The organism is Variovorax davisae (assembly GCF_030316845.1).
In the GTDB taxonomy this organism is placed as follows: Bacteria; Pseudomonadota; Gammaproteobacteria; order Burkholderiales; family Burkholderiaceae_C; genus Variovorax; species Variovorax davisae.
Genome location: NZ_JASZYS010000012.1, coordinates 210,279 through 233,284 on the forward strand (window position 1 = coordinate 210,279; position 23,006 = coordinate 233,284).

19 protein-coding genes are annotated in these 23,006 nt (G+C 70.5%); 14 read left to right on the plus strand and 5 right to left on the minus strand.

What is annotated here, in order from left to right; translation table 11 throughout:
- Nucleotides 1-41: 41 nt before the first annotated feature.
- Entirely contained in the window at nucleotides 42-947 is a 906-nt protein-coding gene (locus tag QTI33_RS25550; protein ID WP_286509161.1) for an SDR family oxidoreductase, read from the plus strand.
- Here the strand turns inward: QTI33_RS25550 and QTI33_RS25555 are convergent, their stop codons facing one another.
- Entirely contained in the window at nucleotides 948-2,771 is a 1,824-nt protein-coding gene (locus QTI33_RS25555) for an SLC13 family permease (protein WP_286509162.1), read from the minus strand. It abuts the gene before it with no gap.
- A 149-nt stretch (nucleotides 2,772-2,920) separates the two neighbouring features.
- Between QTI33_RS25555 and QTI33_RS25560 the strand changes: the two genes are divergently transcribed.
- Nucleotides 2,921-3,280, plus strand: coding sequence for a DUF1428 domain-containing protein (locus QTI33_RS25560; protein ID WP_286509163.1), 360 nt, complete (start codon nucleotides 2,921-2,923; stop codon nucleotides 3,278-3,280).
- Here the strand turns inward: QTI33_RS25560 and QTI33_RS25565 are convergent.
- Together QTI33_RS25565 and QTI33_RS25570 are read right to left on the minus strand one after the other, a co-directional pair.
- Nucleotides 3,277-4,317, minus strand: coding sequence for an aldo/keto reductase (locus QTI33_RS25565; protein WP_286509164.1), 1,041 nt, complete (start codon nucleotides 4,315-4,317; stop codon nucleotides 3,277-3,279). The genes QTI33_RS25560 and QTI33_RS25565 overlap by 4 nt on opposite strands.
- A gap of 40 nt (nucleotides 4,318-4,357) precedes the next feature.
- Nucleotides 4,358-5,536: an MFS transporter gene (locus QTI33_RS25570; RefSeq protein ID WP_286509165.1), complete on the minus strand. Its 1,179-nt coding sequence runs from the start codon at nucleotides 5,534-5,536 to the stop codon at nucleotides 4,358-4,360.
- Between the two features lie 78 nt (nucleotides 5,537-5,614).
- Here QTI33_RS25570 and QTI33_RS25575 point away from each other — a divergent pair, with 78 nt between their 5' ends.
- From QTI33_RS25575 to QTI33_RS25610, 8 genes are all read left to right on the plus strand, one after another.
- Nucleotides 5,615-6,535, plus strand: coding sequence for a LysR substrate-binding domain-containing protein (locus QTI33_RS25575; RefSeq protein ID WP_286509166.1), 921 nt, complete (start codon nucleotides 5,615-5,617; stop codon nucleotides 6,533-6,535).
- Nucleotides 6,536-6,620: 85 nt separating this feature from the next.
- Complete coding sequence (locus QTI33_RS25580) at nucleotides 6,621-7,244, plus strand: paraquat-inducible protein A (RefSeq protein WP_286509167.1); 624 nt, start codon at nucleotides 6,621-6,623, stop codon at nucleotides 7,242-7,244.
- A complete protein-coding gene (locus QTI33_RS25585) occupies nucleotides 7,241-7,906 on the plus strand; it encodes a paraquat-inducible protein A (RefSeq protein WP_286509168.1) in 666 nt (221 codons plus the stop codon). Before QTI33_RS25580 ends, QTI33_RS25585 begins: the two co-directional genes overlap by 4 nt.
- A complete protein-coding gene (locus QTI33_RS25590) occupies nucleotides 7,903-9,537 on the plus strand; it encodes a PqiB family protein (protein WP_286509169.1) in 1,635 nt (544 codons plus the stop codon). Before QTI33_RS25585 ends, QTI33_RS25590 begins: the two co-directional genes overlap by 4 nt.
- Nucleotides 9,534-10,163: a PqiC family protein gene (locus tag QTI33_RS25595; RefSeq protein ID WP_286509170.1), complete on the plus strand. Its 630-nt coding sequence runs from the start codon at nucleotides 9,534-9,536 to the stop codon at nucleotides 10,161-10,163. The genes QTI33_RS25590 and QTI33_RS25595 overlap by 4 nt, the downstream gene beginning before the upstream one ends.
- A gap of 26 nt (nucleotides 10,164-10,189) precedes the next feature.
- Nucleotides 10,190-10,732 carry a methylated-DNA--[protein]-cysteine S-methyltransferase gene (locus QTI33_RS25600; protein WP_286509171.1) on the plus strand — a complete coding sequence of 181 codons (543 nt, stop codon included), beginning with the start codon at nucleotides 10,190-10,192 and terminating at the stop codon, nucleotides 10,730-10,732.
- A 65-nt stretch (nucleotides 10,733-10,797) separates the two neighbouring features.
- Nucleotides 10,798-12,003 carry a multidrug effflux MFS transporter gene (locus tag QTI33_RS25605; RefSeq protein ID WP_286509172.1) on the plus strand — a complete coding sequence of 402 codons (1,206 nt, stop codon included), beginning with the start codon at nucleotides 10,798-10,800 and terminating at the stop codon, nucleotides 12,001-12,003.
- Nucleotides 12,004-12,006: 3 nt separating this feature from the next.
- Complete coding sequence (locus QTI33_RS25610) at nucleotides 12,007-13,416, plus strand: MFS transporter (RefSeq protein ID WP_286509173.1); 1,410 nt, start codon at nucleotides 12,007-12,009, stop codon at nucleotides 13,414-13,416.
- A 10-nt stretch (nucleotides 13,417-13,426) separates the two neighbouring features.
- On the opposite strand, the gene QTI33_RS25615 is transcribed toward QTI33_RS25610, so the two are convergent.
- Together QTI33_RS25615 and QTI33_RS25620 are read right to left on the minus strand one after the other, a co-directional pair.
- The gene (locus tag QTI33_RS25615) at nucleotides 13,427-14,881 is read right to left on the minus strand and encodes an alpha/beta hydrolase (RefSeq protein WP_286509174.1); all 1,455 of its coding nucleotides are present in this window, start codon (nucleotides 14,879-14,881) and stop codon (nucleotides 13,427-13,429) included.
- A 65-nt stretch (nucleotides 14,882-14,946) separates the two neighbouring features.
- A complete protein-coding gene (locus QTI33_RS25620) occupies nucleotides 14,947-16,362 on the minus strand; it encodes an aminotransferase-like domain-containing protein (RefSeq protein ID WP_286509175.1) in 1,416 nt (471 codons plus the stop codon).
- Between the two features lie 45 nt (nucleotides 16,363-16,407).
- On the opposite strand from QTI33_RS25620, the gene QTI33_RS25625 reads away from it, so the two are divergent.
- The 4 genes from QTI33_RS25625 (at nucleotide 16,408) to QTI33_RS25640 (ending at nucleotide 23,004) form a co-directional block, all read left to right on the plus strand.
- The gene (locus QTI33_RS25625) at nucleotides 16,408-18,012 is read left to right on the plus strand and encodes an MFS transporter (RefSeq protein ID WP_286509176.1); all 1,605 of its coding nucleotides are present in this window, start codon (nucleotides 16,408-16,410) and stop codon (nucleotides 18,010-18,012) included.
- Between the two features lie 76 nt (nucleotides 18,013-18,088).
- Nucleotides 18,089-20,614: a hypothetical protein gene (locus QTI33_RS25630; protein WP_286509177.1), complete on the plus strand. Its 2,526-nt coding sequence runs from the start codon at nucleotides 18,089-18,091 to the stop codon at nucleotides 20,612-20,614.
- A gap of 19 nt (nucleotides 20,615-20,633) precedes the next feature.
- Nucleotides 20,634-22,511: a GMC family oxidoreductase gene (locus tag QTI33_RS25635; RefSeq protein WP_286509178.1), complete on the plus strand. Its 1,878-nt coding sequence runs from the start codon at nucleotides 20,634-20,636 to the stop codon at nucleotides 22,509-22,511.
- A gap of 61 nt (nucleotides 22,512-22,572) precedes the next feature.
- On the plus strand, nucleotides 22,573-23,004 hold the full coding sequence (locus QTI33_RS25640; protein ID WP_286509179.1) for a hypothetical protein: 432 nt from the start codon (nucleotides 22,573-22,575) through the stop codon (nucleotides 23,002-23,004).
- Nucleotides 23,005-23,006: the final 2 nt, after the last annotated feature.

Below are 23,006 nucleotides of genomic sequence, written 5' to 3' on the forward strand. Positions count from 1 at the left end.
GCGCCTCACCGCCAACACCAGAGACGAAAGGACACGCGCAAATGATCCAGGACTTCAAGGGCACGACGGCCGTTCTCACCGGCGCCGGCTCCGGCTTCGGCCTCGAATGCGCGCGCATCGGCGCGGCCCGCGGCATGAACCTCGTGCTGGTCGACGTGCAGCAGGATGCGCTCGACCGGGCGCAGGCCGAAATGGAAGCCGCCGGCGCGCAGGTGCTGGCGCGCAAGGTCGACGTCGCCGACGCGGCCCAGATGGACGCCCTCGCCCAGGCGGTGCAGCAGCGCTTCGGCGCACCGCACTTCGTCTTCAACAACGCCGGCGTGGGTGCCGGCGGCCTGGTGTGGGAGAACAGCGTCGCCGACTGGGAATGGGTGCTCGGCGTCGACCTGTGGGGCGTGGTGCACGGCGTGCGCCTGTTCACGCCGATGATGCTCGAAGCGGCGGCGAAGGACCCGGCGTACCGCGGCCACATCGTCAACACCGCCAGCATGGCGGGCCTGCTGACGCCGCCCAACATGGGCATCTACAACGCCGCCAAGGCCGCGGTCGTGAGCCTCACCGAGACGCTCTACCAGGACCTGAAGCTGGTCACCGACCAGGTCGGCGCCAGCCTGCTGTGCCCGTACTTCGTGCCCACCGGCATCACCCAGAGCGAACGCAACCGCCCGGGCGCGCTGGCCGGCGGCGAACTCACCAGGAGCCAGCTGATCGGCCAGGCGATGAGCAACAAGGCGGTCAGCAGCGGCAAGGTCAGCGCCGCCGAGGTCGCCCAGATGGTGTTCGATGCGATCAGCGCCAACCAGTTCTACGTCTTCAGCCACCCGAAGGCGCTCGGCAACGTGAAGAGCCGGATGGAGAACATCGTGTCGATCACCAACCCGGCCGACCCCTTCCTGGAGCGGCCCGAGATCGGCATCAAGCTGCGCGAGCAGCTGCGTGCCGGTTGATCAGGGCGGCAGCAGCCAAGGCACGAGGAGCACGCTCACGGCCCCCACCATCACCGCGAGCGGCAGGCCGATCTTGACGAAATCGCCGAAGCCGTAGTTGCCGGCGGTGCTGACCAGCGTGTTGACGGGCGACGAGATCGGCGTCATGAAGCCGGCCGACGCGGCCAGCGCCACCATCATCGCGAACGGGTAGGGCGATGCGTCGAGGTGCTTGGCCAGCGCCAGCGCCACCGGCGCCATCAGCACCGCGGTGGCGGTGTTCGCGATCACCAGGCCGATCAGCGAACACAGCACGAAAAGACAGGCCAGCACCGGACGGATGCCGTAGCCGCCCACCAGCGCCAGCAGGCCGTCGGCCGCCAGGTCGATGCCGCCGGTGCGCTGCAGCGCCAGCGAGAAGGGCAGCATGCCGACGATCAGGATCAGGCTGCGCCAGTGGATCGCCCGGTAGGCCGAGTCCAGGTCGATGCAGCGGAACAGGCCCATCAGCAGGCAGCCGATGATCGCCGCCTGCACATTGGGGATCGCCCCCGACAGCATCAGACCGATCACCAGCAGCAGGCAGAACACCGCGTGCGGCGCCCGGCGCGGCGCCGGCAGCAGCGCCCCGCCTTCCTGGGGCAGGCTCAGGCCGACCAGGTCGTGGCCGTCGGTCTGCAGGGCGCGGATGGCTTGCCACGGCCCGACCAGCAGCAGCGTGTCGCCGACCTTGAGGCGCGCGCTTTCCAGGCCGTGTGCGTGGGTGACCCGGCCGCGCCGCAGGCCCACCACCGTCAGGCCGTGCTGCGCCAGCAGGCGCGATTCGCTGCCGCTGGTGCCGACCAGCGTCGAGTCGACCGGGATCACCGCCTCGGCCATGCCGACGTCGCGCGACTGGTCGGTGAAGTAGGCGCCGGAGAGCGGCAGCCGGAGCAGCGCGTAGCGCTCGCACAGGGCCGGGACGTCGAAGGTCTTCGACTCGACGTCGAGCAGCAGGATGTCGCCGGCCCGGATCTCGGTGTCGGCCGAGACCCGCAACACCTCGCGCCGCAGCGTGTGCTGGCGCTCGAGCGCGATCACATGGGCATCGGCGGCCGCGCCGAGTCCGAGGCCTTCGAGGCTGCGCCCGACCAGCGGCGAATCGGGCTGCACGGCGAGGCGGAAGGCCCGGTCGTGCAGTTTGTACTGGTCCACCCAGTCGTTCAGGCTCGGCCGGCCGCCGCCCGGCGCGCTGCTGTCGCTGCGCAGGCGCCGCCGGGCCACCGCCATGTAGGCGATCGCGAGCAGCAGCACCGGCACGCCGATCGGCGTGATGGTGAAGAAGCCGAAGCCGGCGGCCCCGTGGCGCATCAGCTCGCTGTTCACGATCAGGTTGGGCGTGGTCGCCACCAGGGTCATCATGCCGCTGATCAGTCCCGCCACGCTCACCGGCATCAGCAGCTGGCCGGCCGCGATGCCGGTCTGCTGCGCGATGCGAATCACGATCGGAATGAAGATCGCGACCACGGCGGTGGAACTCATGAACGAACCCATCAGGCCGACCGCCAGCATCAGCAGCGCCAGCAGGCGGGTCTCGCTGCGGCCGCCGTGCTTCACCAGCCAGTCGCCCACATGCTGGGCCACGCCGGTGCGCACCAGGCCTTCGCCGAGCACGAACAGGGCGGCGACCAGCACGATGTTGGGATCGGAAAAGCCCGCCAGCGCCTCGTTGATGTCGATGATGCCGGTCATGGGCAGCAGCACGATCATGATCAGCGCCACGGCGTCCAGGCGCGGCCGGCCCGAGACGAACATGGCGATCGCGACGCCCAGCAGGACGAGCACCTGGACCAGCTCAGACGACATGGGAGAACCCGCAAGGATGAGAGACCGGATTCTGCGTGATCCGGCCCCGCAATCCCGCAACCCGATGCGGGGCTTGGCGGCCGCGCAGGAATGCATATACTGAACCACGCGGTTCTGTTTATGTTCGATCCACACCAAGGAGTCCTGGCATGGCCTATGTCGACGGCTACGTGCTTCCCCTCAAGAAGGACAAGATCGATGCCTACCGCCAGATGGCGGCGCTGGCGGGATCGGTCTGGCGCGAGCACGGCGCGCTCGAATACCGCGAGTGGATCGCCGAGGACGTGAAGGCCGGCGAGCACACGTCTTTCCCGCAGGCCGTCCAGTTGAAGGACGACGAGATCGTGGTGTTCTCGTGGATCGTCTTCGAGTCGCGCGACCACCGTGACGAAGTCAACGCCAAGGCGATGAGCGACCCGCGCCTGGCCGGCATGATGAATCCGGCCGAGATGCCGTTCGATGGCAAGCGGATGTTCTGGGGCGGCTTCGAGCCTCTGGTCGCGCTTTAGCGCGGCTGCACGGCGACCGGGCTGCGCTCGGCGAACTGGCCGTTCCAGTAAGGGTAGTAGGGGTAGGGCGGCGTCGTGGCGCTGGCGGCATCGAGCCGTGCGATCTGGTCGGCCGTGAGCTCCCAGCCCAGCGCGCCGAGGTTCTGCCTGAGCTGCGCCTCGTCGCGCGCGCCGATCAGCACCGAGGACACGGTCGGCCGGCGCAGCAGCCAGTTGAGCGCGATCTGCGGCAGCGTCTTGCCGGTTTCCTCGGCCACCCGGTCCATTGCGTCGACCACGCGGTAGAGGCGCTCGTCGTCCACCGGCGGCGCGAAGCCGGCGGTGTCGTTCAGTCGGCTGGCCGCCGGCAAGGGTTGTCCGCGCCGGATCTTGCCGGTCAGGCGGCCCCAGCCGAGCGGGCTCCAGACGATCGCACCGACGCCCTGGTCGAGCCCGAGCGGCATCAGCTCCCATTCGTAGTCGCGGCCGACCAGCGAGTAGTAGGCCTGGTTGGCGACATAGCGCGACAGCCCGAGCCGATCGGAGGCCGCCAGCGACTTCATCAGCTGCCAGCCCGAGAAATTCGACGCGCCGATGTAGCGCACCTTGCCGGCGCGGACCAGGTCGTCGAGGGTGCGCAGCACCTGCTCGACCGGCGTCATGGCGTCGAAGGCATGCAGTTGCAGCAGGTCGATGGTGTCGGTGCCCAGACGCCGCAGCGCGGCATCGACGCCCTGGACCAGATGATGGCGCGAGGCGCCGACGTCGTTCGGTCCGTCGCCCGCGCGCAGCGCCAGCTTGGTCGACAGGATGACCTTGTCGCGCCGGCCCTGGATGGCCGCGCCGAGGATCGATTCGGACGCCCCGCTCGAGTAGACGTCGGCGCTGTCGAACAGGTTGACACCGGCGTCAAGGCAGATGTCGACGATGCGGCGGGCGCCGGCGACATCGGTGTTGCCCCAGGCGCTGAACAGCGGCCCCTCGCCGCCGAAGGTGCCGGCGCCGAAGCCGAGGGCCGGGACCTTGAAGCCCGATTGGCCGAGATAGCGGTATTCCATGATGTGTCCTTGTCCGTGTGATGTGGAAGGGTGGCGTGGTTCAGGCGCAGGCGGTGGCCGCGGCCACCGGAAGCCGTCGGTCGAGTGCCCGGCTCCAGAGCGAGATCGCGAGCCCGGCCAAGGTCAGCAGCGCCGCCACCCAGCCCAGCGCCTGCAGGCCGGGCCCGCGCTCGATGACGACGCCGCCGACCCAGGCCCCGAGCGCGTTGCCGAGATTGAAGGCCGCGATGTTGAGGCTGGAAGCCAGGTTCTGTCCGGCGCCGGCCGCCTTGTCGAGCACCCGCAGCTGCAGCGGGGCGACGGTGGCGAAGGCGGCGATGCCCAGCAGCAGCACGAACACCACCGCGCTCCAGGGCGTGGGAATCAGCCACTGCATGGCACCGAGCACCGCGGCCAGGGCCACCAGCGAGCCCAGCAGGGAGGGCATCAGCGCGCGGTCGGCCAGGCGGCCGCCCAGCAGGTTGCCGACGGCCAGGCCGCCGCCGAACAACAGCAGGATCGGCGACACCGCGGCCTCCGGCACGCCGGTGACGCGGGTCAGCAGCGGCTGGATGTAGGTGAAGACGGCGAACACGCCGGCGAAGCCCAGCACCGTCATCGCCAGCCCGAGCAGCACCTGCGGCCGGGCCAGCACGGCGAGCTCGTCGCGCAGCGCGGACGGCGCGGCGTCGGCCCGGCCGCGCGGCACGAACAGCGCCAGCACGGTGAAGGCGGCGACCCCGATCAGCGCCACCGCCCAGAAGGTCGAGCGCCAGCCGAAGTGCAGCCCGAGCCAGGCGCCGGCCGGCACGCCGAGCAGCGTCGCGGCGGTGAGCCCGGTGAACATGACGGCGATCGCCGAGGCGCGGCGCTCCGCCGGCACCAGGCCGGTGGCGACCACCGAGCCGACGCCGAAGAAGGTGCCGTGCGCCAGCGAGGTGACGACCCGCGCGGCCATCAGCAGCTCGTAGCTGCCGGCCATGGCGCAGGCGATGTTGCCGAGCGTGAAGATCGCCATCAGCCCGAGCAGCACGGTCTTGCGCGGCAGGCGGCGGGTAGCGATGGTCAGCAGGGGCGCGCCGACCGCGACACCGAGCGCGTAGCCAGAGATCAGCAGCCCGGCGGCCGAGATCGAGACCTGGAGATCGGCGGACACCTGCAGCAGCAGGCCCATGATGACGAATTCGGTGGTGCCTATTCCGAAGGCACCGGCGGTGAGGGCGAGGAGGGCGACAGGCATGATGGCCTCACTGTGCCGGGTTTGCCGCAACATGAATAGAATGCCGTCCCGACATGCTCTTGTGAACTGAAGTCATAAATGCCCCGCACCGAGATCAACCGTTCCGGCGAGATGGAGGCCTTCGTGCAGGTGGTCGAGCGCGGCAGCTTCTCGGCCGGCGCCCGCGCCTTGGGCATGACCCCTTCGGCGGTCAGCAAGCTGGTCGGCCGCCTCGAGGCGCGGCTCGGTGCCCGGCTGGTGCACCGCTCCACGCGCCGGCTGCAGCTCACGGCCGAAGGCCAGCTCTTCTACGAGCGCGGCGTGCGCGTGCTGGCCGACATGGACGAGGCCGAGCGCTGCGCCGCTTCGGGCGCGGCGCCGAGCGGCCGGGTCGGCATCAACGCGAGCGTGCCCTTCGGTCACCAGGTGCTGATCCCGCTGGTGCCGCGCTTTCTCGAACTGCACCCGCAGATCACGCTCCACATCGTGCTGACCGACCGGGTGGTCGACCTGATGGAGGAGCGTGCCGACGTCGCGATCCGCTGGGGTGCACTGCCACCCTCCGACCTGGTGGCCCGGCGGCTGGGCGCCACCGGACAGGCGATCGTCGGCGCGCCCGCCTACCTCGCCCGCTACGGCACGCCCTACACGCCGCAGGAGCTCGAAGCGCACAACCGGCTCGGCTTCACCTACCGGCGCACCGTGCCGGACTGGCCGCTCGCGGTCGACGGCCGGGTGGTCGACATGCCGGTCAACGGCAACGTGCGGGCCGGCGACGGCGAGGCCCTGCGCGCGCTGGTGCTGGCGGGCGTCGGCCTGGGCCGGCTGTCGCTCTACCAGGTGCAGGCCGACATCGACGCCGGCCGGCTGGTGCCGGTGCTGGAGGATTTCAACCCGGGCGACCTGGCGCCGATCCATGCGGTCTACCTGGGCAAGCCCGGGCACCTGCCGGCGCGGGTGCGGGCGCTGCTGGACTTCCTGGCGGCGCAGGTGGCGGAGGATGGGCGTCCGCGGGTCTAGCACCCGGCGGCGGCCTTGGGTGTCGCCCCGGCGAACAGGTCGCAGCAGCCGCTTTGCGCTTGCCTGACAATAGCTGCGCAAATCCATGAAAGAAGTTCCCGACGCCATCGTCTGTGAAGGCTGCGACGCGGTCTACCGCCGCGTGCGGCTGCGCCGGCGCGAGGTCTCGCACTGTCCGCGCTGCAGCACCGAACTCGACCGCCATGCCGGCGACCAGAGCGCCCGCGTGCTGCCGCTCACCGTCGCCTGCCTGATCCTGTTCGCCATCGCGAACCTGTTTCCGATCGTCGAGATCGAGCTGCAGGGCCTCAGCAGCGAGACCACGCTGGTCGGCGCGGTGCTGGCGCTGAGCACGGAAGGCATGTCGCCGGTGGCGCTGCTGGTGCTCGCGACCACGCTGCTGTTCCCGCTGCTGCAGCTGTGCATCCTCTTCTACCTGCTGGTGCCGATGCGCTACGAGCGGCGGCCGGCGGGTTTCGGGGTGCTGGTGAACGCCCTGGTGGCGTTGCGGCCCTGGGGCATGATCGAAGTGTTCCTGCTCGGCGTGCTGGTGGCGATCATCAAGCTGAGCAGCATGGCCCAGGTGATCGCCGGTCCGGCGCTCTGGGCCTTCATGGCGCTCACGGTGCTGCTGACGGCGGTGCTGGCCTTCAACCCCCGGACCTTCTGGGAAATGGCTTTCGAGCCGCGGCCGGGTCAGGACGGATGAGCGAACCCGGGTCCGTCGACAGCGCGGCCGCCACCCAGCGCCTGATGGGCTGCCACCACTGCGGCACCACCTGGCAGGATGCGCACGACGGCGAAGCCTGCGGCCGCTGCGGCACCCTGCTGCACGCGCGCAAGCCCGACAGCATCAACCGCACCTGGGCCTACCTGATTGCCGCCGCGATCCTCTACCTGCCGGCCAACCTGCTGCCGGTGATGATCACCAAGAGCCTGCTGGGCACCCAGCAGGACACGATCCTGAGCGGCGTGATCTACTTCTGGGTCTCCGGCGCCTACGGCCTGGCGGCGCTGATCTTCATCGCCAGCTTCCTGGTGCCGCTGTTCAAGCTGAGCGCGCTGGTGCTGCTCAACATCACGGCCCAGCGCCGCAGCAGCTGGCGGCAGCTCGAACGGGCCAAGCTCTATCGCATCCTCGAGGTGATCGGGCGCTGGTCGATGCTCGACGTCTTCGTGGTGGCGCTGCTGGCCGGCCTGGTGCGCATCCATGGCTTCGCCGAGATCACGGCCGGGGTCGGCATCGCCGCCTTCGGCGCGGTGGTGGTCCTCACCATGCTGGCGTCCCTGAGCTTCGATCCGCGCCTGACCTGGGACACCGCATCGGCTGCACCGGCCGAAGAAATGACAATGGACAATGAACCGATATGAATGACGAAACCACCCGACCCGAGCCCCCGCCGCCCCGGGCCGCGCCGAAGGTCGTCAGGCGGCGCAACTGGCTGCCCTCGCTGATCTGGCTGATCCCGATCGTGGCGGCGCTGGTCGGGGTGGCGCTGGTGGCGCGCATCCTCATGGACCGCGGCCCCGAGATCGTGCTGACCTTCAAGAGCGCCGAAGGCCTCGAAGCCAACAAGACCGTGGTCAAGTACAAGGACGTGCAGATCGGCACCGTCACGCACATCCGCCTGGCCACCGACCGCTCGCATGTCAGGGTGCTGGTGCAGCTCAAGAAGGAAGCCAGCGCCTTCACGGCGCAGGACACCCGGTTCTGGGTGGTGCGCCCTCGGCTCGACACCTCGGGCATCTCCGGTCTCGGCACCTTGCTCTCGGGCGCCTACATCGGCGTCGATGCCGGCACCTCGGAGGAGACCTCGGGCGAGTTCACCGGGCTCGAGACGCCCCCCATCGTCACGCGCGACGACTCGGGGCGGCAGTTCCTGCTGCGGGCTCGCGATGTCGGCTCGCTGGACATCGGCTCGCCGGTGTACTTCCGCCGCATCAAGGTGGGCCAGGTCGCGGCCTACGAGCTCGACCCCGACGGCCACGGCGTCACGCTGCGGGTCTTCGTCAACACGCCCTACGAGAAGTTCGTCGGCGTCAACACGCGCTTCTGGCACGCGAGCGGCTTCGACATCGACCTCAACGCCAGCGGCCTGAAGGTTCGCACCCAATCGCTGGTGACGGTGCTGATCGGCGGCATCGCCTTCCAGGCGCCCGACGACCAGACCGGGCCGGTGGCGGCGGAGAACACCTCCTTCATGCTGGCTAGCGACGAGACCGCCGCGATGAAGGAACCCGACGGGCCTTCGCAGACCATGCTGCTGTACTTCAACCAGTCGCTGCGCGGCCTGTCGCCTGGCGCGCCGGTCGACTTTCGCGGCGTCGTGATCGGCGAGGTCAAGTCGATCGGGGTCGAGTTCGACCGCGGCGAGCGCGCCTTCAGGATGCCGGTGGTGATCCAGGTCTATCCGGACCGCCTGCGGCGCCGCTCCGCCACCGACCCCGACTCGCGCTTCTCGTCGTTCGAGCGCTGGCAGCTGCTGGTCAGCAAGGGGATGCGGGCCCAGTTGCGCACCGGCAACCTGCTGACCGGGCAGGTCTACGTGGCGATCGATTTCTTCACCGACGCCAAGCCGGCCAAGCTCGAGCCCAACCAGAACCCGCTCGAGCTGCCGACCCAGCCCAACCGCCTGGACGAGCTGCAGTCGCAGGTGGCCGACATCGCGCGCAAGCTCAACCAGGTGCCTTTCGAGGAGATCGGCGCCGATCTGCGCAAGTCGCTGGCCGCCCTCAACAAGACCCTGGGCAGCACCGAGCAGCTCGCCCGGCGCCTGAACAACGACGTCACGCCCGAAATGGCGGCGGCCCTGAAGGACGTGCGCCAGACCCTGCGCTCGGCCGAAAAGACCATCGCCGACGACGCACCGCTGCAGCAGGACCTGCGCCAGACCCTGCAGGAAGTCACGCGGGCGGCGGGCTCGCTGCGGGTGCTGACCGACTACCTGGAGCGCCACCCCGAATCCCTGATCCGCGGCAAGCCGGAGGACAAGCAGAAATGACGACGACCCATTTGCGGCTCGCGGCCGCCGCCCTCGGTGCGGCCTGGCTGCTGGCCGGCTGCAGCAGCGCCGGCGGGCCGCAGTACTACAGCCTGGCCGACAGCGCGACGCCGAACCGCGCAGCGGCGGCGGCGGCGGGCGGCACGCCGGCCTACATCGAACTGGCGCCCATCGCCATGCCGGAGCGCTTCGCCCGGCCGCAGCTGGTGGTGCGCAAGAAGGACGCGCCGGACAGCCCGGCGGTCGACATCCTCGAGCAGCATCGCTGGGCGTCCTCGTTCGAGAACGAACTGCGCGATTCCCTGGGCAGCGGCATTGCGAGCCGGCTGGGCGCCGTCGACGTCACCAAGTCCGGCCGCTCGCGCGGCCAGCCGGCGACACGCATCGCAGTCCAGCTGGACCAGTTCGACGCCATCGAGGGCAAGCGGGTCGATGCCAGCTTCACCTGGACGGTGCGCCGCACCGACGAGGGGCCGGCGACCGGCTGCCGGCTGTCGCTGTCGGAGCCCGTGGGCGGCGGCTTCGACGCCCTGGCGCAGGGCGCCCAGCGCGTCACGTCGCGGCTGGCCGATGCCATCGCGGCCAGTGTTCCCGGCCCGCAGGGCCAGCCCAAGTGCGCGGCCTGACAGAGAGATAGAAGAGGGCGCCGGCCATGGCCCCGAACGGCTTCGCCCTCTTTCCCACCGCCATCGGCGCCTGCGGCATCGCGTGGGGGCCGGGCGGCATCGCCGGGGTGCAGCTGCCCGAGGGCGGGGAGGGCGCCACGCGCGCGCGCATGCGCCGGCGTTTCCCGGGCTGGCCGGAGCAGGCCGCGCCGGCCGAGGTGCTGTCGGCGATCGAAGGCATCCGGGGCCTGCTGGCCGGCGAGGCGCTGGACCTGGCCGAGATCGTGCTCGACCTCCAAGGTGTCAGCGACTTCCACCGACGCGTCTACGAGATCGCGCGTCGCATTCCCCCGGGGCGCACCCGCACCTACGGCGACATCGCGGCCGAGCTCGGCGACAAGGGGCTGGCGCGCGCGGTCGGGCAAGCGCTCGGCCTCAATCCCTTCGCGCCGGTGGTGCCCTGCCACCGGGTGCTCGCCGCCGGCGGCCGCTGGGGCGGCTTCTCGGCCCATGGCGGTGCGGCGGCGAAGCTGCGGATGCTGGCCATCGAGGGCGCCAGGCCGGACAGCGAGAGCGGCGATCTTTTCTGAGGCCTAGCACAGCCGGGCCCATTCCGCTGCCGACGGCCCATCGCCGCCTTGGCGACAATCGGGCAATGACTTCTTCGCGCTTCTTCAAGATCGCGCTCGTGCTGGGCCTGTTGTCGGCCATCGGCCCGTTCGCGATCGACATGTACCTGCCGGCACTGCCCGAGATCGGCAGCAGCCTGCACGCCGGCATCGGGCCGGTGCAGATGAGCCTCACGGCGTTCTTCATCTCGCTCGGCGTCGGGCAACTGCTCTACGGGCCGGTGTCCGACATGGTGGGGCGCAAGCCGCCGCTGTACTTCGGCCTCGGCCTGTTCGCGCTGGCCAGCATCGGCTGCGCGCTGGCCACCAGCATCGAGATGCTGATTGCGCTGCGCTTCGTCCAGGGCCTGGGCGCCGCGGCGGGCATGGCGATCCCGCGCGCCGTGGTGCGCGACCTGCACACCGGCAACGACGCGGCGCGGCTGATGTCGCTGCTGATGCTGGTCTTCAGCGTCTCGCCGATCCTGGCGCCGCTGGCCGGCAGCGCGGTGATCGCCTTCACCGGCTGGCGCGGCGTGTTCTGGTCGGTGACCTTGGCGGCCGTGATCGGGCTGGCGACCATCGCCATGGTCCTGAAGGAGACGCGGCCGGCCGAGGAGCGGGTCGAGAGCAGCCTGGGCAGCGCCCTGGCCGCCTACGGCGTGCTGCTGCGCGACACCCACTACCTCGGGCTGGTCTTCATCGGCGCCTTCGCGATGGCGGGTTTCTTCACCTACCTGGCGAACTCGTCCTTCGTGATGATCGACCACTACGGCCTGTCGCCGGTGATGTACAGCGTGGCCTTCGGCGTCAATGCGGCCGCCTTCTTCGCCGCCGCGCAGCTCAACGGTCCGCTGTGCGAGCGCTTCGGGATCGAGCGGGTCGTGAAGACCGGCGTCGCCGCCTGCGGCGCGGTGATGCTGGCGATGTTCGCCTACTTCGCCGGCGGCGGCGACCGGCTGGCGGTGCTGATCGTGCTGTACTTCATCGCCAGCGGCCTGATGGGCCTGGTGATCCCGACCACCTCGGTGCTGGCGCTCGAGAAGCACGGCGCCATCGCCGGCACCGCCTCGGCGCTGCTCGGCACCTTGCAGATGCTGACCGGCGCGGTGGTGATGGCGGTGGTCGGGCTGTTCACCGACGGCCGGCCGCTGCCGATGGTGGCCGGCATGGCCGGCGGCGCGCTGATCGCGGTGGCGCTGACCTGGCTCACGCTCGATGGCCGGCGCCAGCCCGTCGGGCAGGTGGGCTGATCGATGTCGTCCATCCCCGTCGCCCAAGCCGCCCACACGGCGCTCGACGGCCTGCCGCAGCCGCAGCGCCGCCACGCGATGGTGGTGGTCATCCTGGGCATCGCGGTGGCGGTGCTCGACGGCACCATCGTCAATCTCGCGCTGCCCGGGATCGCGCGCGAGCTGCAGGCGGACCCGGCGCATGCCATCTGGGTGGTCAACGCCTACCAGATCGCCACCCTGGTCATGCTGCTGCCGCTGGCCTCGCTGGGCGACCGGATCGGCTATCGCCGGGTCTACCTCACCGGCATGGCCTTGTTCGCGGCCGCCTCGCTGATCGCGACGCTGGCCCATTCGCTCGGCATGCTGATCGCGGGCCGCGCGCTGCAGGGGCTGGGTGCGGCCGGCATCATGAGCGTCAACGCGGCGCTGGTGCGGCTGATCTATCCCCGGAACCAGCTCGGGCGGGGCATGGCGATCAATTCGATGGTCGTGGCCACGGCCTCGGTGGCGGGTCCTTCGGTGGCGGCCGGCATCCTGTCGATCGCCTCCTGGCCCTGGCTGTTCGCGCTCAACGTGCCGCTGGGGGCGCTCGTGCTGGTGCTCGGGCTGCGGTCCTTGCCGGTCAACGAGGCCAAGGCGTCGGGGGTGCGGTTCTCGCTGCTGGACGTGGCGCTCAACGTGGCGATGTTCGCGCTGGTCTTCGTCGGCGCCGACCGGCTGGGGGTGCGCGGCGAGGCCGGGCAGGGCGCCAGTCCGATGGCCTGGGTGCTGCTGCTGGCCGGCCTGGCGGTCGGCTTTTTCTACCTGCGGCGGCAGGCGGCGCAGGCGGTGCCGCTGTTCCCGGTCGACCTGCTGCGCATCCCGGTGTTCGCGCTCTCGATGGGCACCTCGGTCGGCGCCTTCTGCGCCCAGATGCTGTCCTTCATCGCGCTGCCGTTCCTGCTGCTCGACACCTATGGCCGCTCGCACTTCGAGGCCGGCCTGCTGATCACCGCCTGGCCGCTGGCGATCGTGGTGATGGCGCCGATCGCCGGCCGGCTCATCGGCCGCTATCCTGACGGGCTGCTCGGCGGCATCGGCCTGGCCCTGCTGGCCACCGGCCTGGCGCTGCTGGCGGCGCTGCCGGCGCAGCCGGGCAACGCCGACATCGTCTGGCGCATGGCCTTGTGCGGGCTCGGCTTCGGCCTGTTCCAGTCGCCCAACAACCACACCATCGTGACCACGCCGCCGCCCCAGCGCAGCGGCGCGGCAAGCGGCATGCTGGGCACTGCGCGGCTCACGGGCCAGACCCTGGGCGCCGTGCTGCTGGCCGGCATCTTCAGCGTCTGGAGCCCGCACGACGGCCGGGGGCAGGTGATCGCCCTGGGGCTGGCTGCCTGCTGCGCAGCGGTGGCCGCGGTCTGCAGCACCTTGCGGACCCGGGCCCGATAGGCCGGCGGGTTCAGGGCGCCGGCAGGGTCTGCGCGATGCGCTCGGCCATGAAGTCGTAGAACGGGTTCGACGACAGCCGTGTGAGCGAATCCAGGCTGACGATCAGGCCGCCGCGTTCGCCGCGCATCGCCAGCGCCCCCAGGTTGACGCCGAAATCGTCGCTGTCGTCGGGCCGCAGGCCGTACAGCGGGTCGGTGACCGGAAACGGCAGCGCCAGGTGCGAGAGCGAAAACACCTCGAGCGGGAACTCGAGCCCGAGCGGCCGCGTCTGGACCGTGGTGGCACCGGCCTCCGTGACCTGCTCGACCACCTGCCGGCTGTGGACGTCGGCGTTGGTGACCAGGGTCGTGCGGAAGCGCCGCGGCGCCGGCGGCAGCACCCGGTCGGGCCGCAGGTCGCTGCCGGAGCGCAGCAGTGGCCCGAACTTGACGCTGCGGTTGAGGTCGAACAGCACCAGCTCGCTGCCATTGGCCGGCAGCCGCGCATAGAGGCCGGTGACGATCGCCCGGGTGCTCACCGTGAAGTCGATCAGCGACTGGAAGGTGAGGGTCGGCGGCATCTGGTCGAGTCGTCCGTCGCGTTCCTCGCGGGCCACGTGGGCCTGCAGGTCGCGCGTGAGCAGCGACGACTGGCGGGCGCCGTTGACCGGGAACGAGTTGTACTTGAAGGGGTTGAACTCCGGCACGATGCCGAGCCAGGCCGCCTTGGCGAAGGCCGGAAAGATCGCCGGCCAGCCGAACACGCCGGCGAAGCGCGACAGCTCGGTGATGCCGATCATCGGCGCGATCAGGATCAGGCGGTCGGGCCGCGCCAGCTTCGGGTCGTCGATCGCGTCGAGCGCGTACTTGGTCGCCAGTGCGCCGCCGTTCGAAAAGCCGACCGCGTGCAGCGGCAGCGGCGCCGGCACGCGGCGGCGCGCTTCGCGCACCGCGAGCTGGGTCGCCGCCGACCAGTCTTCCCATTGCACATGGGTGAGTCCGGCCGGCACGGTGCCGTGGCCCGGCATGCGGATCGCGACGACCGCGAAACCGTGGTCGCGGTACAGCGTGGCCACGTGGCGCAGGCTGAAGGGCGAATCGGTCAGGCCATGGAGCAGCACCACCACGCCCTTGGGCGGGCCTGGCGGATCGAGCGTGTAGGAGCGGTTCCAGTCCTGGCGGAAGTGACCCGGGTAGATCGGGCTGCCGTCGAAGTAGCGGTTCGACGGCGTGCGCAGTTCCGGCGGCAGCTTGTCGGTGACTTCGCGCCGGACCTCCTCGAAGGCCGCGTTCTCGGCCGCCAGCCAGGCCGGCCAGTCGGCCTGGCGGATCTGCGCGCCCGACAGCTCGTGCGGCACGTGCGTGTGCCACGGTTCGAGCGGGGGACCGCGCTGCACGTCGTAGGTGCGCACCGCCAGCAGTGTGACGAAAACGATGCCCAGCAACAGCGCGGTGCGCTTCAGCATCCTGGCCAGCCAGGGTCCCATTCCGTTTCCTCTTGCGTTCTTGTTCGGGCACGCGTTTCCCGGGAAACGCTCTGCCGTGCAATCTATCACGCAGCCCCGGCAGCGATCCGCCCCAGCGTCGCGATCGCCTGCTCGGTGCGCGCGTCCCAGGGATGGCCGTAGTTGAGGCGCAGGCAGTTCGCGAAGCCGCGCTGGGCCGAGAAGATCGGCCCCGGCGCGACGCTGATGCCCTGGGCCAGCGCCTGCCGATGCAGCGCCAGGGCATCGACCTGCGCCGGCATCTCGACCCACAGGAAATAGCCGCCCGCCGGCCGGGTGGCGCGGGTGCCGGGCGGGAAGTGCTCGCCGATCGCCTGCGCCAGCAGGGTCTGCTGCTCGGCCAGCGCGCGCCGCAGCTTGCGCAGGTGCTTGTCGAAGCCGCCCTTCTCGAGGTAGGTCGCCAGCCCGTTCTGGGTCGGCGCCGAGGCGCCCAGCGTGGTGGTCAGCTTGGCGCGGGCCACCGCGCGCGCGTACCGCCCCGGGGCCGCCCAGCCGATGCGGTAGCCGGGCGCCAGGCACTTCGAGAACGACGCGCAGTGCATCACCAGGCCCTGGGTGTCGAAGGCCTTGGCCGGCAGCGGCCGCTTGTCGTCGAAGTAGAGCTCGCCGTAGACGTCGTCCTCGATCAGCGGCACCTGGTGGCGGGCCAGCAACTCGACCAGCGCCTTCTTCTTCGCCTCGGGCATCAGGCTGCCGAGCGGATTCTGGAAATTGGTCATGAGCCAGCAGGCCTTGGGCCGATGGCGCTGGATCGCGCGCTCCAGCGCGTCCAGCGCCATGCCTTCGCGCGGATGGGTCGGCACCTCGATCGCCTCCAGGCCGAGCCGCTCGAGCGCCTGCAGCGCGGCGTAGAAGGTCGGCGACTCGATCAGCACCGCATCGCCGGGCCGCGTGACGCTGGCCAGGCAGAGGTTCAGCGCCTCGAGGGCGCCGTTGGTGATCACGATCTCGTCGGTGTGGACCTGCACGCCATCGGCCAGGTAGCGCAGCGCGATCTGCCGCCGCAGCCGCGCGTTGCCGGGGCTCAGGTCGTCCACGGTGCTCCACGGGTCGAGGTTCTGGACACTGGATGCCATGACGCGGCCGAGGCGGGCGAGCGGAAAGAGCAGCGGGCTGGGGAAGGCCGAGCCCAGCGGCACCACGTCGCGCACCATGGTCGACTCGAGGATCTCGAACACATGCTCGCTGACATCGAGCGGCCGGGCGTCGTCCTCGGGCTGCGAGGCCGCCTCGGGCTCGGGCGGCAGCTGCCGGGCGCCTTCGGCCACGTAGTAGCCGGAGCGCTCGCGGGCCCGGATCAGGCCCTGGGCCTCGAGCAGGTAGTAGGCCTGGAACACGGTCGACGGGCTGACGCCGCGGCTGGCCCGCGCCTGGCGCACCGAGGGCAGGCGATCGCCGGGGTGCAGCAACCCGGTGCGAATCGATTCGGCGATCTCGGCGGCCAGCGCCTGGTAGCGTGTCATGGAGCGGCGATTGTCCGGTACTGCGCGCGGCCTCATACTTTGGCGATGCCGCAGATCGGAAAGCCTCCCGGTGACGACAGCCTGATCCGGCATGGTTGCGAGGCCGCCGACTGCCCGCCGGCTTCGCGGCCCTGGGTGCTCGCCGCGGCCATCGTCGGCTCGAGCATGGCCTTCATCGACGGCACGGTGGTCAACGTCGCGCTGCCGGCGATCCAGGCCGACCTGCATGCCAGCGCCTTCCAGGCCCAGTGGGTGGTCGAGTCCTATGCCCTGTTCCTGGCCGCGCTGCTGCTGGTCGGCGGCGCGCTCGGCGACCACTTCGGTCGCCGCAGGATCTTCGCGCTCGGGGTCGCGCTGTTCGCCCTGGCCTCGGTGGCCTGCGCGCTGGCGGGCGACGTCACGCAGCTGATCGCGGCGCGCGCGGTGCAGGGCATCGGCGGCGCCTTGCTGGTGCCCGGCAGCCTGGCGCTCATCAGCGCCTCCTTTCCCGAGAAGGAGCGCGGCCGGGCGATCGGCACCTGGTCCGGCTTCAGCGGCATCACGGCCGCCATCGGGCCGGTGGTGGGCGGCTTCCTGGTCGATCACTATTCGTGGACCTGGGCCTTCCTGGTCAACCTGCCGATGGCGGCGGTGGTGCTGCTGATCGTCTGGCGCCACGTGCCGGAGAGCCGTGGCGGCGCGGCGGCCTCGGCCCGGCTCGATCCCTGGGGCGCGGTGCTGGCCACGGTCGCGCTCGGCGGCATTGTCTATGCGTTCATCGAAGCGCCGACCCAGGGCTGGCGCGCGCCCTCGGTGCCGGTCGCGCTGCTGGCGGGCATCGCGGCGAGCGTGGCCTTCGTCATGGTCGAGCAGCGCGTGCGCTCGCCGATGCTGCCGCTCGGGCTGATGCGGGTCGGCGACTTCGGCGGCGCCAACCTGCTGACGCTGCTGCTCTATGCGGCGCTCGGCGGCGGGCTCTACTTCCTGCCGCTCAACCTGATCCAGGTCCAGGGCTACTCGGCCACCGTCGCCGGCGCGGCGCTGCTGCCTTTCATCCTGATCATGTTCGCGCTGTCGAGCTGGGCCGGGCAGCTGGTCGACCGCATCGGGGCGCGCCTGCCCCTGGTCGTGGGCCCCGCCATCGCCGCCGCCGGCTTCGCGCTGTTCGCGCTGCCGGGCGTGGGCGCCGGCTACTGGACCTCCTTCTTCCCGCCGGTGGTGGTGCTCGGCTTCGGCATGGCCGTGACCGTCGCGCCGCTCACCACCACCGTCATGAACGCGGTCGGGCCGGAGCTCGCGGGCATCGCCTCGGGCGTCAACAACGCGGTCTCGCGGGCCGCCGCGGTGCTGGCGATCGCGGTCTTCGGCGTCGTCATGGCCTGGGCCTTCGACGCCGGCCTGGGCCAGGGCCTGCACGACATCGGCGCCTCGCCCGAGGCGGCCGCCTTCGTGCGGGCGCAGCGCAGCCAGCTGGCCGGCGCCATGCTGCCACCGGGTGCCGACCCCGAAGTGGCGGCAGCGCTGCGCCACACCATCAACGCGGCCTTCGTCTCCGGCTTTCGCTGGGTCATGCTGTCGTGCGCCGGCCTGGCCCTGCTGAGCGCGGCGAGCGCCTGGCTGCTGATCGGCCGCGCCGAGGCCATCGATCGCCATACGTCGCATTGCCGATAGCCAATAGGGGAGGCCCCCTCCACACTGCGCACTCGATGGCCCGTTCACCCAAGGTCTGGCCGCAGGAGGAATGGCAATGAACCAGGGTTTCCGCCGCGGCGCTCGATGGTGGCCGCTGCTTGCCTGCATGCTGCTGGCGGGTTGCTCGAAGGGCCCGCAGCCCGGCGAGGTGCAGGACGAAGCGAGGCTCGCGGGCCGCGACGCGGCATCGTTCCCGCATGCCGGCGAGGACTACTTCCACGACATGGACAACGCCGTCGCGCTGTCGCCGGAAGAGATCAAGGGCCGCAACATGTGGCTGGTGTGGAGCGGCGGCAACGACCGCTTCTGGAACCAGATGAGCGACTACACCTTCGGCGCCTTCGACCTGCTGAAGGTGATCAGCTCGCACCCCAGCCTGGGCTATTCGCGTGCCAATCGCTGGCAGTACTTCGGCCTGGTCAACGAGCCCTGCTTCAACAACGCCGCCGGCCCCGACAAGGCGCGCCGGGGCCTCTGGCTCGACGTCCGCGGCAAGGACTGCGCCCCCGACCCGTTCGAGAACGAGAGCAAATATCCCGGCGTCGCGATCGGCTCGCGCGGCAAGCCGCTGGGCGACGGCACGACGCAGCCGGTCGGTTCGTTCTACGGCTGGGGCACCGGCATCGCGGGACTGCGCCTGTTTCCGAATCCGGACTTCGACGAGAAGGCGGCCAAGGCCTGGGACGCCGAGAAGTACTACACCGACCCGAGCTACTACAACCGCAAGGACCTGGTGCGCCCCTACCGGGTCGGCATGTCCTGCGGCTTCTGCCACATCGGGCCGAGCCCGGTGCATCCGCCGGCCGATCCGAACAACCCCAAGTTCGAGAACCTGAGCTCCTCGGTCGGCGCCCAGTACATGTGGGTCGACCGGCTCTTCATCTACAACGCCAACAAGCCCGAGGGCCGGACCAACTACATGTACCAGCTGGCCCACACCTACCGGCCGGGCGCGATGGACACCTCGCTGGTCTCGACCGACGGCATCAACAACCCGCGCACCATGAACGCGGTCTACGACTTCGCCTCGCGGCTCGAGATGGCCCGGCGCATCGGCCGCGAGAAGCTCGCCGGCGGCGAACTCGACAACAAGCAGTTCAACGACTTCATCGCCAGCGGGCCCTTGACCGAGTTCTTCTCGAAGGCCGACTCGATGGTCTACACGCCGCGCGTGCTCAAGGACGGCGCCGACTCGGTCGGGCTGCTGGGCGCGCTGAACCGGGTCTACCTCAACATCGGCCTGTTCAGCGAGGAATGGCTGCTGCACTTCAATCCGGTGATCGGCGGCAAGACCATCACGCCGATCAAGATCGCCTCGGCCCAGAAGAACTCGAGCTACTGGCAGGCGACCGAGGCCGGGACGCCGAACACGGCGCTGTTCTTCCTCAAGGCCGCGCAGCCCGACCACCTGAAGGACGCCCCCGGCGGCGACAAGTACCTGGGCGCCGACGCCGCCACGCTGGAGCGCGGCAAGCTGGCCTTCGCCGACACCTGCGCGCGCTGCCATTCGAGCAAGGCGCCGCCGCTGCCGGCGGCGCTCGAACTCACGCCCCAGCGCTGCGCGGGGCCGGGCTACGTCGACTGCTTCAAGCGCTACTGGGGCTGGACCCAGACCGAGGACTACAAGGCGCAAATGCGCAAGATCGTGCAGGCGCCGGACTTCCTGCAGAACAACTACCTCTCGACCGAGGCGCGGATCCCCGTCACCCTGCTGCGCACCAACGCCTGCAGCCCGCTGGCGACCAACGCGCTGGGGGGCAACATCTGGGACAACTTCTCGTCGCAGACCTACAAGAACCTGCCTTCGGTCGGCACCGTGACGCTCGCCGATCCCTTCACCGGCGCGCCCAAGCCCTATGCGATGCCGGCGGGCGGGCGGGGCTACACGCGGGTGCCCTCGCTGATCAGCGCCTGGTCGACCGCGCCCTTCCTGCTCAACAACACGGTCGGCGAGGCCAACGGCGATCCTTCGGTGGAAGGCCGCATGAAGGTCTTCGACCAGGCGATCGAGCAGATGCTGTGGCCCGAGAAGCGCAAGGCCGACGCCGTGCTCGGCGCCAAGGTCGGCGGCACCATCGACCGCACCACCGAGCGCAGCGTGGTCACCATCCCGACCGGCTATGCCCCCGAGGCGCTGCAGCCGCTGCAGGGCGCCTTGCACCGCTGGCTGCCCTGGCTGGTGCAGAAGGACGGCGACATCGTGCTGGGCCCGATCCCGGGCGGGGTGCCGGTGAACCTGCTGTCGAACCTGAAGCTGCGCGCCGAGAGCGACGAGCTCGGCGACAAGGCCCAGCACGTGAAGGACGTGGGCGCGCTGCTGGTCAAGCTCAAGCTGGCGCTCGCCAGCGCGCCGGCCGGCGCCTCCGACGACGAACTCCGCCAGCACTTCGCCAACCTGGCCGAGCCGATGCTCGAGCTCAGCAAGTGCCGCGACTTCGTGGTCAACCGCGGCCACTACTTCGGCACTGCCGAGTTCAACCGGCAGGACGGCCTGAGCGCCGACGAGAAAGCCTTCGGCCGCGAGCCCGAGCTGAGCGACGAGGACAAGCGGGCGCTGGTCTCGTTCCTGAAGACCTTCTGAGCTGAGCGAAACGCCACGCATGCAGGGCGCCGACGCGACGACGAGCGACTGGGACTACGTGATCGTCGGTGCGGGCGCGGGCGGCGGCCCGCTGGCGGCCCGCCTCGCCGAGCATGGCATGCGGGTCTTTTTGCTCGACGCCGGCGGAGATCCGCGCAGCGGCGACGCCCGCCTGCCGGACGACTACGAGGTGCCGGCCTTCCATGCCTTCGCCTGCGAGAACCCGGCGCTGCGCTGGGACTTCCGCATCCGCCACTACGCCGACGAAGCGCAGCAGGCGAAGGACTGGAAGTACCAGGCCGGGCAGGGCGTGCTCTACCCGCGTGCCGCCGGGCTCGGCGGCTGCAGCGCGCACAACGCGATGATCTTCATGCTGCCGCATGCCTCGGACTGGGAGCGGATCGCGCGGCTGACGGGCGATCCGTCCTGGCACGCGGTGCGCATGCGCCGCTATGCGCACCGCGTGGAAGACTGCCACCACCGGCCGGTCTGGCGTGCGCTCAGGCACCTCGGGCTCGACCCGACCGGCCATGGCTGGGGCGGCTGGCTGCAGACCGAGAAGTCGATCCCGCTGTCGGTGCTCGGCGACCAGGGCCTGCTGCGGGTGTTGCGCGACACCGCCCGCAGCTTCACCCACGGCCTGCCGACGCCGCTGCGCAGCACGCTGCGCTGGCTGGGTGGCGGCCTTGGCGATCCGAATGCACGGCGCTGGCGGCCCGGCAGCTTCGAGGGCCTGTGCTACACGCCGCTGGCGACGGCCGGCCACCGCCGCAGCGGCGTGCGCGAACGGCTGCTGGCGGTGGCGGCGCGCCATCCCGATCGGCTGCACATCGAACTCGACGCCCTGGCGACCCGCGTGCTCTTCGATGCCGAGGGCAACGCGGTCGGCGTCGCGTACCTCAAGGGCGCCAGGCTCTACCGTGCCCATGCGGCGCCTAGCGCACAGGCCGGCGAGGCGCGCGAGGCGAGGGCGCGGCGCGAGGTGGTCCTCTGCGGCGGTGCCTTCAACACGCCGCAGCTGCTGATGCTGTCGGGCATCGGGCCGGCGGCCGAGCTGGCGGCGCACGGCATTGCCCTCCGGGTCGACCTGCCGGGTGTCGGGCGCAACCTGCAGGACCGCTACGAGGTCGCGGTCACGCACCGGATGCCGGCGCCGTGGCAGGCGCTCGAGGGCGCGCGCTTCGAGCGCGACGATGCGCTGTGGCGCCGCTGGCAGCACGACCGCAGCGGCATGTACGCGTCCAACGGCGCCGCGCTCGGCGTGGTCCAGCGCTCGCGCGGCGCGACCGGACCTGATCAGGAGCCGGACCTCTTCTGCATGGCGCTGCTGGCGCGCTTCGAAGGCTATTTCAGCGGCTTCTCGCACTGGATCCGCGACCATCCCGACCAGCTGACCTGGGCCGTGCTCAAGGGCCACACGCGCAACCGCGCGGGCACGGTGCGACTGCGTTCGGCCGACCCGCGCGACATGCCGCTGGTGAACTTCCACTACTTCGAGGAAGGCAGCGATGCCGAGGGCGCGGACCTGCAGGCGGTGGTGGAGGCGGTCCGCTTCGTGCGCCGCATGACGGCGCCGCTGCGCAAAAAAGGCTGGATCGCCGAGGAAGTGGCGCCGGGCGCCGCCGTCGACAGCGACGAGGCACTGGCCGACTACGTGCGGCAGACCGCCTGGGGCCACCATGCCTCGTGCTCCTGCGCGATCGGTGCCGCCGACGCGGGCGGCGTGCTCGACAGCGCGTTCGCCGTGCACGGCGTGCGGCGGCTGCGGGTGGTCGACGCCTCGGTGTTCCCGCAGATCCCGGGCTTCTTCATCGCCGCGGCGATCTACATGGTTGCGGAGAAGGCGGCCGACGTCTTGCTGGAGGCGGCGCGCCGAACACCTCTTTCGGCAAATTGACGAAGCCCATCGAAGGGCTGACACTTTCTGAACGGCGGGGCTTCCCCGGAGGAGAGCGCAGATGGCTTATGACGTGCAACAGTTGCTCGACATGTCGCAGCAGCAACTCGACGATCTGTTCCGCGCCAGCCCGCCCGGCGAGATCCCGAACGGCGAGGCCGCCGGCACGGCGATCATCGCGCCCGGCACCCGCTACACCGAGTCGATCGCCAAGATCATCAACTTCTTCGGCTGGCAGGGGAAGGTGTTCGATGCCGAGAACGGCGTGCTCAAGAACAAGGTCAGCGTGCTCGGCGTGAAGGCCATCGTCGCCAAGGTCTACCAGGGCGACAGCTGGCTCGACAACAAGCCGTGCATCGTGCTCGACTACGCCGAGACCTCGTTTGTGGCCCAGTGGATCCGCGACGAGATCCGGCTCATCTCCCCCAACTTCTACCTCGGAAAAGTCTATTGGGGCAAGGAGCGGCTGATCGACTTCTGCCTCAAGTTCTGAGA